The following is a 15,862-nucleotide window of genomic DNA, read 5'->3' as shown; positions in this document are numbered from 1 at the left end:
TTTTTTTAGCTTTCCGACCAGGTGCTGGCACGCGACTGGACCTGGTGTTTTTGAAAATCCTTCCGCAATCGTACTTATTTTTCGCAAATTTGGCCTCATGACATTGATTTTTCATACGAAAAGCAGAGGAGACGTCACGAGGTCGAATCATGCGAATTGAACGGTATGAAGTCATTTCCAAACTTGCGCAAACGGCTCACAACGAGATCTTTCTGGTTGAGGATCCGGCTGTCGGTGCCAAGTTCATTATAAAAAAGACCCTCAACCTCCATGATGATCCCATTGCCGAACAGATGCTGCAGCGGGAATATGAGATCATGAAGAGTGAGAATCTTGAGTACTCCATTCGGTCCGTGCGCATTTTCCGAACGATCGATAGCCTGTGCATGGTTATGGAGCATTTTCCGAGCTTTACCTTGCAGGAGCTGATAGAGAAGGAATATTTCTCGCAGAATTTTTCCAACTGGCTGACACTGGCCCGGACCCTGACCCTGGCGATTGCCGAGCTCCATGACCACATGATCGTTCATAAGGACATCAATCCCCGCAATATTCTGCTGACCAGGGATCTCTCCGCTGTCCGAATCATTGATTTTGGAATATCGACGCGTCTGGATCGGGAGACGCCCAGCATCAATGAGTTCGAATCGCTTGAGGGCAGCCTGCCTTATCTGGCTCCCGAGCAGAGCGGAAGGATGAATCGCCCCGTCGACTACCGCTGTGATATCTATTCGCTCGGCATCACGCTCTTTGAAGCGGCGACCAACCGCCTGCCATTCAAGGGTCGGGATATCCTGGAGTGGGTATCTCTTCACCTGACGCAAAGTCCACCCCTGGCGCAGGACATCCAACCGGCCTTTCCTCAGGCTGCCAGTCGCATACTCCAGAAACTTCTGGAAAAAAATGCTGAGGATCGTTACCAGAGCCTTCTGGGTCTCCTCAAGGACCTCGAATATCTGCAGCAGTCCCTGGATGCATTGCCAGCGGATTTTGTACCGGGCCGGTTCGATGTTCCGAACCGCTTCATGATCAGCTCCAAACTCTATGGTCGAAAAAGCGACATCGATCTGATCCATAATCAGTTTGAAGCAGTGATCAAGGATCGTGAAGCCCGGCTGGTTCTCGTGACAGGACCATCCGGCATCGGCAAAACGTCGGTCATCAATGAAGTTCTGAAACCTCTCACGACCCGGCGCGGTTTCTTTATTCAGGGAAAATACAATCAATATGGACGTGATGTTCCCTATGATGCCCTGGTCCAGGCTTTTTCCCAACTGGTCGATCAGCTCCTGTCCCTGCCCGAACAGGAGCTCGGCTCATTTTGTGAGCACCTGGTCAAACAACTGGATGGCCAGGGCCGGATCCTCACCGATCTGATCCCGCGCATGACCAAACTCATTGGCCCGCAACCCGAAATCGAACAGCTGAATCCCGGCGCGGCCTCGGACCGATTTCTGGCGATCTTTAACCGCTTTCTGGATGTCATATCCATACGGGATCGGCCCGTGGTCCTCTTTATCGATGACCTGCAATGGGCGGATATGGGGTCCCTGGAATGTCTGATCGAAGTCTTTCGCCATCGACGGGATCGTCAGGTCCTGATCATCGGCGCCTATCGGAATGGCGAAGTGGATGGCCTGCATCCTCTTACGGCAACCCTGCGTTCCATCGAGGAATTCCACGGGGTCATTGCCAGGGCGGAACTGGCCGCGCTGCGCCGTGATGAAATCATGAATCTGCTGGGTGACACGCTGCACCGTGACGCGGGGAATTTCCAGGATCTCGCGGAACAAATCATGAGCAAGACCGAGGGTAATCCCTTCTTTGTCAGAGAGCTGATTGAAAAACTTCACCGGGACGGATTCATCACATTCTCGACGGAGTCGGGCGGTTGGAGCTGTGACAAGGACAGTCTGAATCGCCTGGAGATCACGGCCAATGTTGTGGATTTGGTGATAGCCCGGATCAAGCAGTTCGATCCAAAGACCATCGAAATTCTTGCGGCGGCCTCCCTGATTGGCAATACCTTCTCGTTGAAGGAACTCGCCCACATCACCGGCCAGCCGATCGCGGAGACTCATTTGTGTCTCTGGAAAGCCTGCCGTGAGGATGTCATCAGTCCCTGGAGCCATGAGTCCCGCCTCTTTTCCCAGGGAATCGATCTGAATATCGGCGAAGGTGAAGCCCGGAAGTTCGTTTTTCACTTCAATCATGACAGGATTCAGCAGGCTGCTTATACCCTCCTGAATGATGAAACCAGAAAAGACCTTCATCTGCGGCTCGGAAGATTCTGGGCCGAGCAAAGACAGCCAGGCCAGGGACAGGATGAGGACCTGGTCCGCATCACCGAATCCTATAATCACGGAGCCGAGCTGATTACTGATGACGCCGAGAAAAAATTCCTCGTCGAACTCAATTACCTGGCCAGCGTCAAGGCTAAAAATTCCAGAGCCTATCGAACAGGGCTTGTCCTGTCCCAGACGGGCTTAAGCCTGCTGGCAAAGCTTCCTCCCGATGAAAATATTCCGATGGATTTCGATCTGTCACTGATCGCCGCTGAGTGTGCGTACTACAGCCATCAGCCCGACATTGCGATGCCACTTTTTGAAAAGCTCTTGAAAGCGCCTGTGCCGCGCCGCAGAAAAATTGAAGTGTATTCCAGCCTGATGGAACAATACCTGAATCTTGGCCAGGTGCATGACGTGGTCAACCATGCCCGCCAGGCTTTGCAGCTTTATGGCTTTGGTCTTCCGGAGAAACCCAGCCTGGCTTCCGTTCTGATCAACCTCGTGCACTCGAAATGGATGATGAGCCGGGTGGATATTCCCAGCCGTGCCGCGGCGCCGCTTGTGTCGGACGAGGCCGTGGCCACTCCCCTGCAAATTCTGACAAGCTTCTTCGATTGCACCTTTCAGGTGAATGAAAATCTCTATGCCTGGCATGTGAATCATGCCTTTCAACTCATCCTTCGTCACGGGAACGCACCCGGAGCATCCCTGTCCTATACCACCATGGGCATTGTTCATGCGGCCATACTCAAGGACTATGATCAGGGAGAAAAACTTTCCCTCGTCGGCCTGGAATTCGCAAGAAGGAATGATTCCCTCGCCTGCCTGGGTCAGGTGATTTACCTGCGCACCACATTCGTCAAGCACTGGTCACACGAGTTGGATGCCGTCACCGATCTGATGCTGGAGGGCATGCGGGTTCTGAGCAACGCAGGGGAATTGAATTGGCTCGACTATACCCGAGGCTGCAGGGATATCATGATCATCCTGCGTTCACGCAGCCTAGGGGACCTCGAGGATGCCGCGGCTGCATCCAAGGATGTGATGAATTTGCGTTCATCCCGATGGGCCCGGCCGGCTTATCTTTTCCTGAGAAAGTTTATCTGCCTTCATAAGGGACTGCAGACCGACCTCAAGGCAATGCCAGACGGAACAGCCCCTTCCCTGATGAACGAAGAGGACTGGATCACCAATGGCGTTCGTGCGCCCCTTCACAGCATGCTCTATGCTCTGGCCGAGGTCATCTACGGCGACCATGGTGCGGCCTATGCTCGTCTCCATCAGGTGAATCCCAAAGGGATCATGTCGACCATCTATGAAGTCTATTTCAACTTTATTCTGGCCCTGAGCGCGGCGCAGCTCCTCCAAAGTCCCAAGGCAGGAGGTCATCCTCCCAAGGATCTTTGGCGTCGTGTGAAACGCTTTCGGCGGGACATGAAGGCTGTGGCGCCCCGTGTGCCATCCAATTTCGAACATATCTCTCTTGTTATTGAAGCGGAATACCAGAGTCTCAAGGGCCGCAACCAGGCCGCTCTTTCGCTCTATGAAAAGGCTTTCGAATCAGCCGTGACCCATGAGTACGGCTGGCTCGTGGCCCTGATTGCGGAACGGGCTCTCCTGTTCGCCCGGAAATTCTCAACCTACACGGCCATGGGATTTTACCAGCTCGCTCTGCGACATTATGCAGCCTATGGGGCTACACACAAGGTGAGTCTTCTGCAAAGGGACCATGCGCAAGCCTTTGCCGGAATCACCGGCTTCACCCGTTCCCCCTCGGGTCGCGGTGATTCCACGATCGCGCATCAGACCATCGCGCGGGCCGGTTCTTCATCCACGACGTCCACGGTATCCGTCCTCTCGATCGATGAGCTGTCGCTCATCAAAGCGGCTGAGGAACTGTCAACAGAGGTCAGGCTGGAAGGGATATTGAAGACTTTGATGGACCTCCTGAGCAAAACCGCAGGCGCCGAGAAAGTCATGATATTCTTGTCCGATGCGAACGGGAACCAGGAAAGCTGGCAGCTCAAAGGCGCTATGATGAAGGGGCAAAGCGATATCAATCTCGACGATGATACCGCCGGCCCATGGCAGGACCATTTCTGCCAATCCATCTTTGACTATACGTTGAGAACGGGTGAAACCGTTGTTCTGGATCAGGCCTCGCGCGAGGGGCAGTATCGAGGCGATGCCTATATTCAGAGAAACTCGGTACAGTCCGTTATCTCGATGCCCATCACCTCGTCCGAGGGAATCATTGGCATCCTGTATCTTGAAAATAATTCCACGCCCTATGCCTTCAATCAAAAGCGTCTCAAGGTTCTGCAGGTTCTGTCCAGACAGGCGTCGATTTCCATCGAAAATTCAATGCTCTATCTGAGCCTTGAGAAAAAGGTTGCGGAGCGCACCCGTGAACTCGATGAAAGATCGCGGGAAATCCAGAACATGCTGGAACATCTGCCCCAGGGAATCTTTTACCTCGGGTATCAGGCTTTGACGGGCAGGATCGTGATCATGGAGGGATACTCCAACCATCTCGAACAGATTCTGGAAACCGATCAGCTGGCGGGACTCCCCCTGGATCATCTTCTCAAGATGACCCGGCTCGGCCCAGGCTTGAGCGACCAGATCCGCTCTGTTTTGCAAGCGATCCTGGGGCAGGACAGGATTGCCTACGAACTCAATGAAGGGAATCTTCCAGGGGAAATTCCCTTGGAAACTCTGCGCGGTACCCATAAAATCCTGTCGGTCCAATGGATTCCCATGACCTCACCGGATGGAATCATGACCAGGATACTGGTGAGCCTGCGGGATGAAACCGCACTGCGGGAGCTGGCTCAAATCAGCGAAAAACAGAAGCGCAAGATTTTGATCTATTCCCAGGTCTTATCCATGGGCATGGATGCGTTTGTCAACTTTATCGAGGACTGTCGGGAACACGATACCGCGATCGACGCCTTGGTCATGACGGGCCAGTGGCAGAATCAGATCGAGGTCATCGCCCGGCATCTTCACACTCTGAAAGGATTGTTTCGCTCGTTTCAAATGCGGGACCTCATGGATCTGTGCCATCGCCTGGAGGATGACCTGTCTCAGGCGGGACAGGCCAGCCCTTCGGGCTTTTTGGATCGACGGAGGCAACTGCAGGAGGCTCTGGCTGACTATACCGCGCTCTGCGAAGAGCTGCGTCTTGATTTTGCGCCCAAGGCCCGAGACGGAATGTCGGCCGCATTTCTTCAGGAGCTGGATGAACTGCTCGCCCTGTCCCACCAGGGGAATTCTGTTCTGCTGACCCAAAAGCTTGAGGCCCTGCGCGCCTCGATCAACCAGCCCCGGCAGCTCCAGCACATTTTCCAACCCATCGTGAAAAGCATGGCGGCAACCGCCCAGGCCCTTGGCAAAATGCCTCCCGGCATTCAGTTTGAAGAGCGGGCTCTCTGTGAATGTGAAACCAGGGAATTGAAAGCGCTCCGGGAGGCCTTCCTGCATTGCCTGACCAATGCGCTCGACCATGGCATCGAAACCGCTGTCGTTCGCCTGGCGAAAGGGAAGCCCGCCCAGGGGAGCATTCATCTCAAAACCCATAGCGACGATCATTTCTATCATGTTGAGATGTGGGACGATGGCCAGGGTCTTGATTTGGATTCCCTGTTGAAACGTGGCCTGGACAAGGGACTCATCGCCCGTGATGAAGCCGCCAGTGATGAACGGATCGCCGAGCTCATCTTTGCCAGTGGACTCTCCACGGCGCAAAACATCACGGAGTTTTCAGGTCGCGGTGTTGGGCTGGATGCGGTCCGGAATGAATTGCAGAGGCTGGGTGGTGATATCCAAATACGTTTCACGAGTCCGGACAGGGTTCACGGGTTCCGCAGTTTTGCTTTTGCGATCCGCCTTCCCCGAGGCACACAGAAAATTGCAGCATGAGGATCAGCCGCCTTTAACGTTCTGACTGCTGCAACCCTTGGTTCCAGGGCAGGCGGAGCACGCCCCGCACGAGGATTTTTTCCGGCGTCTTTGCCAAAGATAATAGCCGGCCCAGAAAACCGGAATAAATACGAGATAATCCCAGGGCTGCATAACAGCTCCTTCAGACCAGGGCCTCGGTCAATCCGTGGGCCATCCACGCAAAGATCCAGGCCAGTGCCAGAAGATAAAAGAATCCGGCTGCGGTCATGCGCCAGGATCGGGTTTCCTTTTGCATGACGGCAAAGGTCGCAAAACATTGGGGCGCGAACACATACCAGACGAGCAGCGCGACGGCCGCCGCCAGGGTGAGCTCCTGAGGCAGAATCGAAGTCAAGGCCATGACCTGCTGCTCATCACCCAGGGTATTGTCGATCGCATAGACCATGCCGAGGGCACCGACCAGAACCTCGCGGGCCGCAAAACCAGGAATCAAAGCGACCACAATTTTCCAGTTCCAGCCGAGGGGTGAAAACAAGGGTTCGAGCCACTGCCCGAGTTTCCCGGCCAAGGAATAATGAATGCTCGGCAGCGTCGCCCCCTCGGGCGGCAAAGGAAAGGTCGAAAGGAACCAGAGGATAATCACGACAGCCATGATAATGGTCCCGGCTCGGGTGACAAACGCGAGGCCACGATCATAAAGCCCGCGCATCACATTCAGGCTACTGGGGAAACGATAAGTCGGCAGTTCCATCACAAAGCTGCTCGATCCTCCGACCCAGCCGAACTTTTGAATGACCCAGGCCACGGCCAGAGCGGAGCCCAATCCGCCGAAATAAAGGGTAAACAGCACGAGGCCCTGGAGATTCAGAAAGCCAAACACCATGGTCCCGGGAATAAAGGCCCCGATCAGCAGCGTATAAACAGGAAGGCGCGCGGAGCAGGTCATCAGCGGTGTGATTAAAATCGTCACCCAGCGCTCCCGCCGACTGCCCATGATGCGGGTCGACATGATGCTGGGAATCGCACAGGCAAATCCGGAAACCAGGGGCAGAACCGAACGTCCATTCAGCCCGACACCACGCATGAGCCGATCCAGCAGGAACGCAGCGCGCGCCATGTATCCGGAATCCTCGAGCACGAGCAGAAAAAAGAACAGAATCAAAATCTGCGGAAGAAAGACGACGACCGCCCCCACCCCGCTGATGAGGCCATCGACGAGCAGGCTCTCGAGAAGCCCATCCGGCAGCACAGCCCCGACCTGGCTACCCAATTCCCCCATGGCCGCTTCAATCCAATCCTGAGGTAAACTGGCCCAGGAAAAAATCGCCTGAAACACGAGCAGAAAAATCAGGATCATGGCGATCGGTCCAAGCCATGGATGCAAAAGCCAGCGATCGATGCTATCGGTCAAACCATGGCGTCGTTTGGCTTGAGGCTGAACCTTTTCCAGGAGCTGTTCGAGAAAGCGAACCCGTCCTGTGGGATCCTGCGGCAGCGGCAAAGGACGCGGCCTGATGCCCTTGGCATGCACCTCACGAATGGTCGCCATGAGTTCCGGCAAACCGCGATTTTTCAAAGCGCTCACCGCCACCACCGGAATGCCCAGAGCCTCCTGCAGTGCGGCAAGATCGGGCGTGGTGCCCATTTTTTCCGCCTGATCGATCATGCTCACGGCCAGAACCATCGGCTGCCCCAGCGCGATCACTTCCATCACCAGGCGCAGATGCAAACTCAAATTGTTCACATCGGCAACGCAGAGGAGGACATCGGCCTGCACCGGATACTGACCTTCACGACAGATCACCTGTTTGGTCAGCCGCTCATCATCGCTTTGCGGATTCAAACTGTAGGTTCCTGGCAGGTCCAGGATTTTTACGGAAGGGCCCAGGTGCTTGCGACTGAGAGCTTCCGCCCAGTCCACGGTCACGCCGGGATAGTTGGCCACTTTATAATTGAGTCCGGTCAGGGCATTGAACAGCGCGGTTTTTCCGCAGTTGGGACTGCCGACCAGGGCCAATGTTGGGATCTTGGTATCTGACATGATGGGCGCTCAGCTTAAGGTTGGAGGAGGGACACGTGAATGCCACTCGCATCATCACGCCGAACAGCAACCCGTGTACCGTGGATCATCACCAGAATGGGATCGCCTCCAAAAGGAGCCTCTGCCAATACTTCCAGATTCGCCCCCGGGACGAAGCCAAATTCCTGCAGACGCTCACCTAGTCCTTGTGACTCGGGAGCACGCATGACTTGAGCTTTTTGACCTTTTTTAAGTTCGCCGAGGGTCATGATAACCTCAATGAGTCCGATCAGACGTGTTGAGAACGATTCTCATCATCAAGGCATCACAATATTGATCGGAGCCGGGCTTGTCCAGGATTGATATTCACGAAGCCGCTGGGAAACTCGTTTTCGGATGGAAAAGGCGCATCCCGTCAACTTCGAGTATATAACCCTCGGTTGTGCTGGTTACCGATACACTCTGAACACCAAGCCGGAAGTTGCGTTCCTCGCCCAGACCCAGAGCGCTGAGATCAAAGTCAACATAGGCACTCGTATCGAATGTGACGCGCATGTGCTCGTCCTGGAAGGTAATGGCGCTGACCTTGAACTGCTGGCGCGGCACCGAGCTCTGCAGCTTCTGTCCGTGCTGGCGTGAATTGATATGAGCCAGTTCAGTTGGACCGGGCTCAGGGAATTCTTCCATCGTTTCATTGATGGGTTCCAGCACCTCGTCCTCTTCTTCAACAAGCTGTTCAACATCCGCGGCGCTGAGCGTATCCGTGTCCAGCGACTCTCCGTCGGCCTCAATCGTTTCCAGTTCATCATCACTGCTGATCACTTCCAGCTCGTCATCCACGATCATCGGGTCATCCAGAATCGCGTCATCATCCGCTATCATCGGATCATCCAGCATCGCATCGTCATCCGCTATCATCGATTCATCCAGCATCGAGTCATCGAGCTCGATCGCATCCAGATCATCGTCCTGGCTCTCGGAATTTTCCAAAAGACTCAGGGCTGCCGCGCGGTCTCCAAGATTGGTATCCTTGTCTTCCTTGGCGATGAGAGCGCTTTCCTCATCAATGGAAGCCTGCAGTTTCTGTTCGAATTGATTTTCCTCTTCATCGGAAAGTTCGGGAACATCCGTCGGGAGTTCCTCACCGAAGTCTTCCGACAAAGCCGCTGGAGCTGGAGTGGCAGCCTTGGCGACAGCCGGAGCTGGCTCAGGCAGATCGTCCATGGCAAGATCCTCATCGAGTTCCGGAATGGCTTCCAGATCTTCATCCATGGGCGTCTCGGTTTCGGACAAGGCCATATCACCGTCCTCGATGTCTTCCGGCAGATCCATGGAAAGATCCTCCGTCAGCTCCGCATCATCCAGGTTCATCGGTTCATCGAGGCCAATATCATCCGTGACTTCCGGCATGGTCTCCATGGAGTCATCCAGACTTTCCAATTCCGGAGCTTCCAGATCGATATCATCTTCGGTAATGGCGGCGGCCGGATCGAGAGTCAGATCGTCACCATCCAGGCTGAGTTCCTCTTCAAGCAGGCTCTCTTCCGTCACAGGTTCCGCATCATCCTCGGAGAAATCCACTTCATTCAGTTCCAGAGAGGCATCATCGCTGCCAAGGGACAGGTCATCCTCCAGGGATCCCTGGCCACCTCGTTCGATGGGAATTTCATCGAGAGTCACATTATCCAGCGACTCATCCATAATGCTCAGGTCATCCTCAACAGCGGCGTTGGTTTCCTGGTCCGCGGCCGGGCTGTCTTCCAAGTCGAGCGCCGCATCATCCAGCGACTCCTCGTCAAACTCATCGGCAGGCAAAGCCAGGTCATCCACGGACTCCACGGTCGCCGCTTCCTGAGCAAAAGGATCCTCGCGCTGGGCTGCATCCTGGCTATAGGGAGCCAGAGCCTTCACAAAGTCGGTGACGCCGCAGCGTTCGATCACATCGTGCAAGGTCTCGCCGTCTTCCGCGAGATTCTTATAGGTTTCAATCACTGCCTTCAGGCGTTTGGGCAGTTCCTTGGCTGGAACGCCTTCCGCAAAGTAGCTGGCGAATTCAGGCATCTGCCGGGTTTTTCCACCGAGGCTGATGCGATAGCCGCTCGAATCCCCCACTACCGCGATATCGAGCGTGTGGCAGGGTGTACAGCAACGGGCGCAGCCGTTGATACCAATCTTCAAAGGTGCATTCACCTGAAGACTGGCGATTTCCTTGGTGATATCCATGGCCGTGGCCATGGCGGGCTGCTCGTGATCTTCACAGAGTTCGCCGAGGCAGGACACCGGCTGATGAAGACTATCCTGATAATGACGGAAGCCAAGACCCATGGCCCGCAGTTGCTTCGCCACGTTCTCGACTTCGCTTTCCTTCACGAACAAGGCCAGCCGTTGGTCCTCGGTGGCTTTGACGATCGCCAACTCCTTGGAACACAACTCGGCAATTTTCTTCAATTGTCCGGAGTTATAGATACCGCCAGGCGCTTCCGTTGAAAGCAACACGGTTCCATTTTTAAGTCTAAACAGCTGGCTCATCTGTCCCGCCCTGGAGGGTAAAATTACACTCTCAGCCTTCCATTTGACTTTCGGCCGGCCCGGCTTTTACTTTAATTTATGGGTGATAATGAGAGCGGGACGGCGGGGCCGGTTTTTCTGTAAACCATGAATCCACTTACAAAAAAACCCGCTTCCGGGCGGAAGCGGGTGATTCGATTTCATGGGAACACGATCAGTTGTGGAATTCGAGGAAATCCCGCAGGCGCTGGTTCATGAGCGAACGCGAAACCCAGAACATATCCGCCAGCTGACGGAGTAAATCAAATGAGGTATCGATGCGATCCACTTCGCGGCGGAGCATTTCACCCGGGACCAGAAGGGCACCGGCGAAGATATTGGATTGAATATCGAGGATTTCCGCCGGGCTGCCGGCAAACATCTCCGTTCCTTCCGACTGGCTGGTGACCAGGTGTTTAAAGAGGGTCTTGGCGGCGATAAAGCGAATATAGGGTCGGGTTTCCGATTCACGGCTGATGATCACCGTTTTCAGTTCGCGGCCTTCGCCCTCCTGACGAATGGTGAAGGGCTCTTCCTGCTCCACGCGGGTGGCCAGCTGGATGGCCGGGACCATGCGGAGGATCTCAGGTATATAGATAGGAGCTTCGGTAAAGCCGCCGTTGCGCACGATCTCATCCGCCAGGCGGACGACAGCGTGTCTTTGAATGTCGAAGACATCTTCAAAGGCTGTGGTCTGCTGACCCGTGGATTGCCATTTGCCTGGGTTCTTGAAGTATTCCTTCTTCAGGCTTTCCAGTGGTTTTCCCGTCAGCGTGAACTGACCGTAGCCACGGAATTCAAAAACCGCCTCATCCAGGGAAACCTTGCCCGAGGTGATATCGATCAGAAGGGATTCGTCCACATTCAGGTGATCGGCGATGCTGCGCAGGGTGCTCAGCGAGCGGATATTCTTCTTGCCCTTTTTCCAGTGGCTGCAATCTGCGGGATCGTAACCAAGGATGGCGCCAACGTCCTGGTCGATGACCTTTACGTTGCCGTCATAACGGATTTCCAGCGCTTCTTTGCAGAACCTGAACAAGGTTGCCGAATGGGGATAACGGTTTGCCTCAACCTTCTTCATCGACTCTCCCATTGCCAGGTATGAAATAGCCTCCTGATGCTCAAGGGCGTTTCCCTTCAACTGACATCGTTCGGCTTGGCGATTTGAACCTTCTCCCATTAGAAACGATTTTATAATCCAGGTCAAGTGTTGCAGGGAGGGTAAACTGCACCAAAAATCAAGGATTGGCCGCTTTCATCCGGCGCGCGAAGGCTGGAGGCACGAAGGGAGTGAAATCACCGCGATGCTTGGCGATTTCGCGCACCAGGGTGGAAGAGATGAACGCCCGTTCCGGGGACGTGGGCAGGAAGACCGTTTGAATCTCGCCAGCCAGACAGCGATTGGTGTGCGCCATGGGCAGCTCAAACGCCAGGTCGGTTTCATTGCGCAGGCCACGGATCAGAAACCGTGCCCCTTTTTTACGCGCGAAGTCGACCACCAGACCGGAGAAGGCTTCGGCCTTGATCCGAGGGCTCTGGGCAAAGGTTTCCAGCAAGGCCTCAAGACGCAGCTCGGTGCTGAGCAAAGGAACTTTGGTCGCACTCTGGCCGATCGCAATGATCACCTCATCGAAGAGATCGAGCGATTGCTCGACAATCTGCTGGTGACCGATGGTGAAGGGATCGAAGCTCCCCGGAAAAATGGCGACTTTGCTGGATGTTTTCATGCCTCGTTCTTTCTTTTGCTAAAGAAGCTCACCCCAATTTTACCATAGGCTTTCTGCTTCTGAAGATGCCACATTCCTTGCCCAGTGGGGTTCAGCAGGGCGGGAATTTTTTCAAGGTCAGCGCTGTCGCTCTCCACGACCAAAAGACCGTCGGCTGCGGCCACGCGATTCAACTCGGGCATGAGGCGGGGCAGGAGCTCGGTGATTACGGCGAAGGGCGGATCGATCCACAGAATGTCAAAACCCGCCTCCGGACACTGAGCGAGCGCCTTTTCCGCCGATCGACCGAGCACCTGGATGCCGATGTCGAGACTCTGGTTTCTGGCTCGTCTTGTGACTTCCTCCAAATTCCGCTCCAGAGCCTTCAGCGCGCCTCGATCCTGTTCGATGAAGGTCGCCTGGCTGGCTCCACGACTGAGCGCCTCGATACCAACGGCGCCGGAGCCGGCGCAGATATCAAGGACCCGCGCCCCTCCGAGTCGCAACTGCAATGCATTCCAAATGGCGCTTCTCACGCGACTGGCGGTGGGACGAGTCACCGATGCAGGATTTTCAAGACGCATGCCCTGGCAAAATCCAGTGGATAGACGCAAGCTCATCCGTTGGTTTCCTTCCCTGTCACGCCTGACCCCGAGGTCAGCCTGTATATTCCTAACGACTTACGGAGTGGAGCTTAGTGGGTTCCGCTGCCTCTGACAAGGCGCTGCTGTTGGGCTCCGATCATTTTTTCCCCAGGGGGTATTAAGGCTTGCAATTTGCTAGCGATTCACTAAAGTATCGCTACTTTAGGTCTCTTTTGGCGGGGAAAAGCTTATGAATATCCAGCAGATACAGGAAGCTCGCGAACTCTACGGCATCGACGGCTGGGGCGCCGGCTATTTTAGCATTGCAGACAATGGCAATGTCGTCTGCCACCCCACAGGTGAAGAACATTTGTTTATCGATCTGCCGGAAGCGATCAGCAAAGCAAAATCGCTGGGAATTCACCCGCCGATGATCATGCGTTTCCCGCAGATTATCGACAACCAGATCGCCCGTCTGCACACCGCTTTCAAGGAAGCGATGTGGGAATACAATTATCAAGGAAGCCACCGCGCGGTGTTCCCCTTCAAGGTGAACCAGCGCCGTGAGTTTATCGATAGCATCGTGCAATGCGGCCTCAAGTACAACTACGGTCTGGAAGTGGGTTCCAAGCCTGAGTTCATTGCGGCCCTTGGCTACGATTTGAGCCCTGACGCCCTGTTCGTCTGTAACGGCTTCAAAGACCGCGAGTTCATCGACCTCGGGTTCGTGGCCAATGCCATGGGCAAGAACTGTGTGCTCGTCGTGGAAGGTCCGGATGAGCTTCAGATGATCCTCGATCAGGCGAAACAGGATCCGAAGCACTGCCCCTACATCGGGATCCGGGTGAAGCTCTACAGCCGCGGTTCCGGTAAATGGGCGAAGTCCTCGGGCGAATCGTCGAAATTTGGCCTGACCACAATTGAAGTGCTGCAGTGTCTGAAGATGCTGGACGAAGCCAACCTGCGCGATCGTCTCTATATGCTGCACTTCCACATTGGTTCCCAGGTGACCGAGATCAAGCGCATCAAAAACGCGATCAAGGAAGCCTCGCGCGTTTACGCCAAGGTTCACAAGATGAACTTCAAGCCGGTCTGCCTCAACATCGGTGGCGGCGTAGGCGTGGACTATGACGGTAGTAAAACGTCGTTCGCGTCGAGCGCCAACTACTCCCTGCAGGAGCTGGCCAACGACGTGATCTACGAAATCGGTGAGGTTTGTAAAAACGAGGAAGTGCCAAGCCCGCAGATCGTGACCGAATCCGGTCGCGTGATCGCCGCCTATCACTCCATCGTGATTACGGACATCCGCGAAGTGCAAAGCACCGAAAGCTTCTCGGCTGCCGGTGAATATGAGTTCTTCCCCCAGGAGAAGAATGGGTCGCATAAGGGTCTGGCCGAGCTGAAGTATATTCTGGACAACATCAACCGGAAGAACTTCGTCGAGTACTACCACGATGCGATCGAATACTATGAAGAGATGTTCACGCTCTTCAACCTGGGTTACGTGACCCTGCAGGATCGTGCGAATGCTGAGCAGCTGTTTTACCGGATCTGCCGCCGGGCCCTGTTCTTTTCGTCTTACGAAAAGCACCAGCCCGAGGAATTCGAAAACCTGCAGCAGCGCATGGTGAGCAAGTTCCTGGCGAACTTCTCGATCTTCCAGTCCATCCCGGACTCCTGGTCGATCGATCAGCTGTTCCCTGTGATTCCCTTGTCGCACCATGAGAAGAAGCCCACGCATAAGGCCACGATTGTCGACATCACCTGCGATTCGGACGGTTGCCTGGAGAAATTCATCGACCGCCGCGACATGCGCAACGTGTTGGATCTGCACTCCCCTTCGGCGAAGCCCTACTACCTGGGCTTCTTCCTGGTGGGTGCTTATCAGGAGAGTCTGGCCAACGAGCACAACCTCTTCGGCGCGATCAATGAGGCGGAAATCATCATGAAGAACGACGGTCGTTGGGAAATCACCAAGACCACGACCGGCGATCCGATCGAAGAACTTCTGACCAGTCGCAACTATGAGATGCCCTTACTCTGGGAAAGCTTTTTCAGGCAGTTGAATGCGGCCATGAGTAAGAATCTTTGCACCGAAGAAGAGGCCGAGCGAATCAAAGCCCGACTCAAGGAATACCTCGAATCGTCCCCGTACCTTCGGGAAAACAAGTAATTTCAACAAGTTAAAACTTGACCCCAGGCCGCCTCGTGCGGCCTTTTCTTTTTTGCCTCAAGGATTCGGGTTTCGATCCGATCCAGAGACTAGTGTTGTGCCAGCGATGGGATACTGAGAGGGATTTCATGGGGATTAGCATTCAAATCGTCCAAAAGGATGGATGGGACCATGTGAACTATGCCGGCCCGATTGACGCCGAAGCCGAGGTTCATCTGAGTCAATTACTCCCCAAGCTGGGCAAGCAGGTCGTATTCAATTTCAAGAACGTTGATTCGGTGAATAGCTGTGGAGTTCGCAGCTGGATCAATTTCATGAGAGACCTGCAGAAAGACCAGCGGAGCATCATCTTTGAAGAGTGCACGGGTGAAATCGTAATGCAGATCAATATGATACCCAGCTTTAAGGGCAATGCGGAGATCCGCTCTGTTTATGGTTGTTATGTTTGTGACGAATGTGGTCATGAAGAAGATATACTCTTCGAAGCCGGAAAAAATCTTCCCGAAAATCCGGATGCTGGACTCGAACCTGTAAAGTGCAGCGCCTGTGGTGCCGAGATGGAACTGGAAGAGATGGAAGAAGAGTATTTTGCGTTCCTCGCAGCCTAGAGAGCTGAGGAACTGGTGGCGAAGATGCGG

Annotated in this window: 10 protein-coding genes; 3 read left to right on the top strand and 7 right to left on the bottom strand. The window is 54.6% G+C overall.

All coding sequences use genetic code 11. The features are described 5' to 3' along the window. Window positions 1–149: 149 nt before the first annotated feature. Window positions 150–6,212, top strand: coding sequence for an AAA family ATPase (locus tag OLTU_RS07130; RefSeq protein WP_141732064.1), 6,063 nt, complete (start codon window positions 150–152; stop codon window positions 6,210–6,212). A 3-nt stretch (window positions 6,213–6,215) separates the two neighbouring features. On the opposite strand, the gene OLTU_RS07125 is transcribed toward OLTU_RS07130, so the two are convergent. From OLTU_RS07125 to OLTU_RS07095, 7 genes are all read right to left on the bottom strand, one after another. After that, complete coding sequence (locus OLTU_RS07125; RefSeq protein WP_141732063.1) at window positions 6,216–6,365, bottom strand: FeoB-associated Cys-rich membrane protein; 150 nt, start codon at window positions 6,363–6,365, stop codon at window positions 6,216–6,218. A gap of 10 nt (window positions 6,366–6,375) precedes the next feature. Continuing rightward, entirely contained in the window at window positions 6,376–8,235 is a 1,860-nt protein-coding gene (gene feoB, locus OLTU_RS07120) for a ferrous iron transporter B (protein ID WP_141732062.1), read from the bottom strand. 14 nt (window positions 8,236–8,249) lie between these two features. Then, the gene (locus OLTU_RS33135; protein ID WP_369696373.1) at window positions 8,250–8,441 is read right to left on the bottom strand and encodes a FeoA family protein; all 192 of its coding nucleotides are present in this window, start codon (window positions 8,439–8,441) and stop codon (window positions 8,250–8,252) included. A gap of 139 nt (window positions 8,442–8,580) precedes the next feature. After that, entirely contained in the window at window positions 8,581–10,743 is a 2,163-nt protein-coding gene (locus OLTU_RS07110) for a nitrite/sulfite reductase domain-containing protein (RefSeq protein WP_141732060.1), read from the bottom strand. 193 nt (window positions 10,744–10,936) lie between these two features. Further along, window positions 10,937–11,842, bottom strand: coding sequence for an ImmA/IrrE family metallo-endopeptidase (locus tag OLTU_RS07105; RefSeq protein ID WP_141732059.1), 906 nt, complete (start codon window positions 11,840–11,842; stop codon window positions 10,937–10,939). Between the two features lie 157 nt (window positions 11,843–11,999). Then, window positions 12,000–12,488: a pantetheine-phosphate adenylyltransferase gene (gene coaD / locus OLTU_RS07100; RefSeq protein ID WP_141732058.1), complete on the bottom strand. Its 489-nt coding sequence runs from the start codon at window positions 12,486–12,488 to the stop codon at window positions 12,000–12,002. Next, a complete protein-coding gene (locus tag OLTU_RS07095; protein WP_141732057.1) occupies window positions 12,485–13,087 on the bottom strand; it encodes an RsmD family RNA methyltransferase in 603 nt (200 codons plus the stop codon). The genes coaD and OLTU_RS07095 overlap by 4 nt, the downstream gene beginning before the upstream one ends. Before the next feature lie 214 nt (window positions 13,088–13,301). Here OLTU_RS07095 and speA point away from each other — a divergent pair, with 214 nt between their 5' ends. Then, the gene (gene speA, locus OLTU_RS07090; RefSeq protein ID WP_141732056.1) at window positions 13,302–15,224 is read left to right on the top strand and encodes a biosynthetic arginine decarboxylase; all 1,923 of its coding nucleotides are present in this window, start codon (window positions 13,302–13,304) and stop codon (window positions 15,222–15,224) included. Window positions 15,225–15,352: 128 nt separating this feature from the next. Next, window positions 15,353–15,832: an STAS domain-containing protein gene (locus tag OLTU_RS07085; protein ID WP_141732055.1), complete on the top strand. Its 480-nt coding sequence runs from the start codon at window positions 15,353–15,355 to the stop codon at window positions 15,830–15,832. Window positions 15,833–15,862 lie beyond the last annotated feature (30 nt).

The organism is Oligoflexus tunisiensis, assembly GCF_001748245.1.
Lineage (GTDB): Bacteria > Bdellovibrionota_B > Oligoflexia > Oligoflexales > Oligoflexaceae > Oligoflexus > Oligoflexus tunisiensis.
The sequence above is the reverse complement of the archived record's forward strand: the minus strand, read 5'-3'. Positions and strand labels throughout refer to the sequence as shown.

Excerpts from the sequence above, each read along its gene's own strand:
- OLTU_RS07130 (WP_141732064.1), top strand. The coding sequence starts at position 150 with ATGCGAATTGAACGGTATGAAGTCATTTCCAAACTTGCGCAAACGGCT.
- OLTU_RS07125 (WP_141732063.1), bottom strand. The coding sequence starts at position 6,365 with ATGCAGCCCTGGGATTATCTCGTATTTATTCCGGTTTTCTGGGCCGGC.
- feoB (WP_141732062.1), bottom strand. The coding sequence starts at position 8,235 with ATGTCAGATACCAAGATCCCAACATTGGCCCTGGTCGGCAGTCCCAAC.
- OLTU_RS33135 (WP_369696373.1), bottom strand. The coding sequence starts at position 8,441 with ATGCGTGCTCCCGAGTCACAAGGACTAGGTGAGCGTCTGCAGGAATTT.
- OLTU_RS07110 (WP_141732060.1), bottom strand. The coding sequence starts at position 10,743 with ATGAGCCAGCTGTTTAGACTTAAAAATGGAACCGTGTTGCTTTCAACG.
- OLTU_RS07105 (WP_141732059.1), bottom strand. The coding sequence starts at position 11,842 with ATGAAGAAGGTTGAGGCAAACCGTTATCCCCATTCGGCAACCTTGTTC.
- coaD (WP_141732058.1), bottom strand. The coding sequence starts at position 12,488 with ATGAAAACATCCAGCAAAGTCGCCATTTTTCCGGGGAGCTTCGATCCC.
- OLTU_RS07095 (WP_141732057.1), bottom strand. The coding sequence starts at position 13,087 with ATGAGCTTGCGTCTATCCACTGGATTTTGCCAGGGCATGCGTCTTGAA.
- speA (WP_141732056.1), top strand. The coding sequence starts at position 13,302 with ATGAATATCCAGCAGATACAGGAAGCTCGCGAACTCTACGGCATCGAC.
- OLTU_RS07085 (WP_141732055.1), top strand. The coding sequence starts at position 15,353 with ATGGGGATTAGCATTCAAATCGTCCAAAAGGATGGATGGGACCATGTG.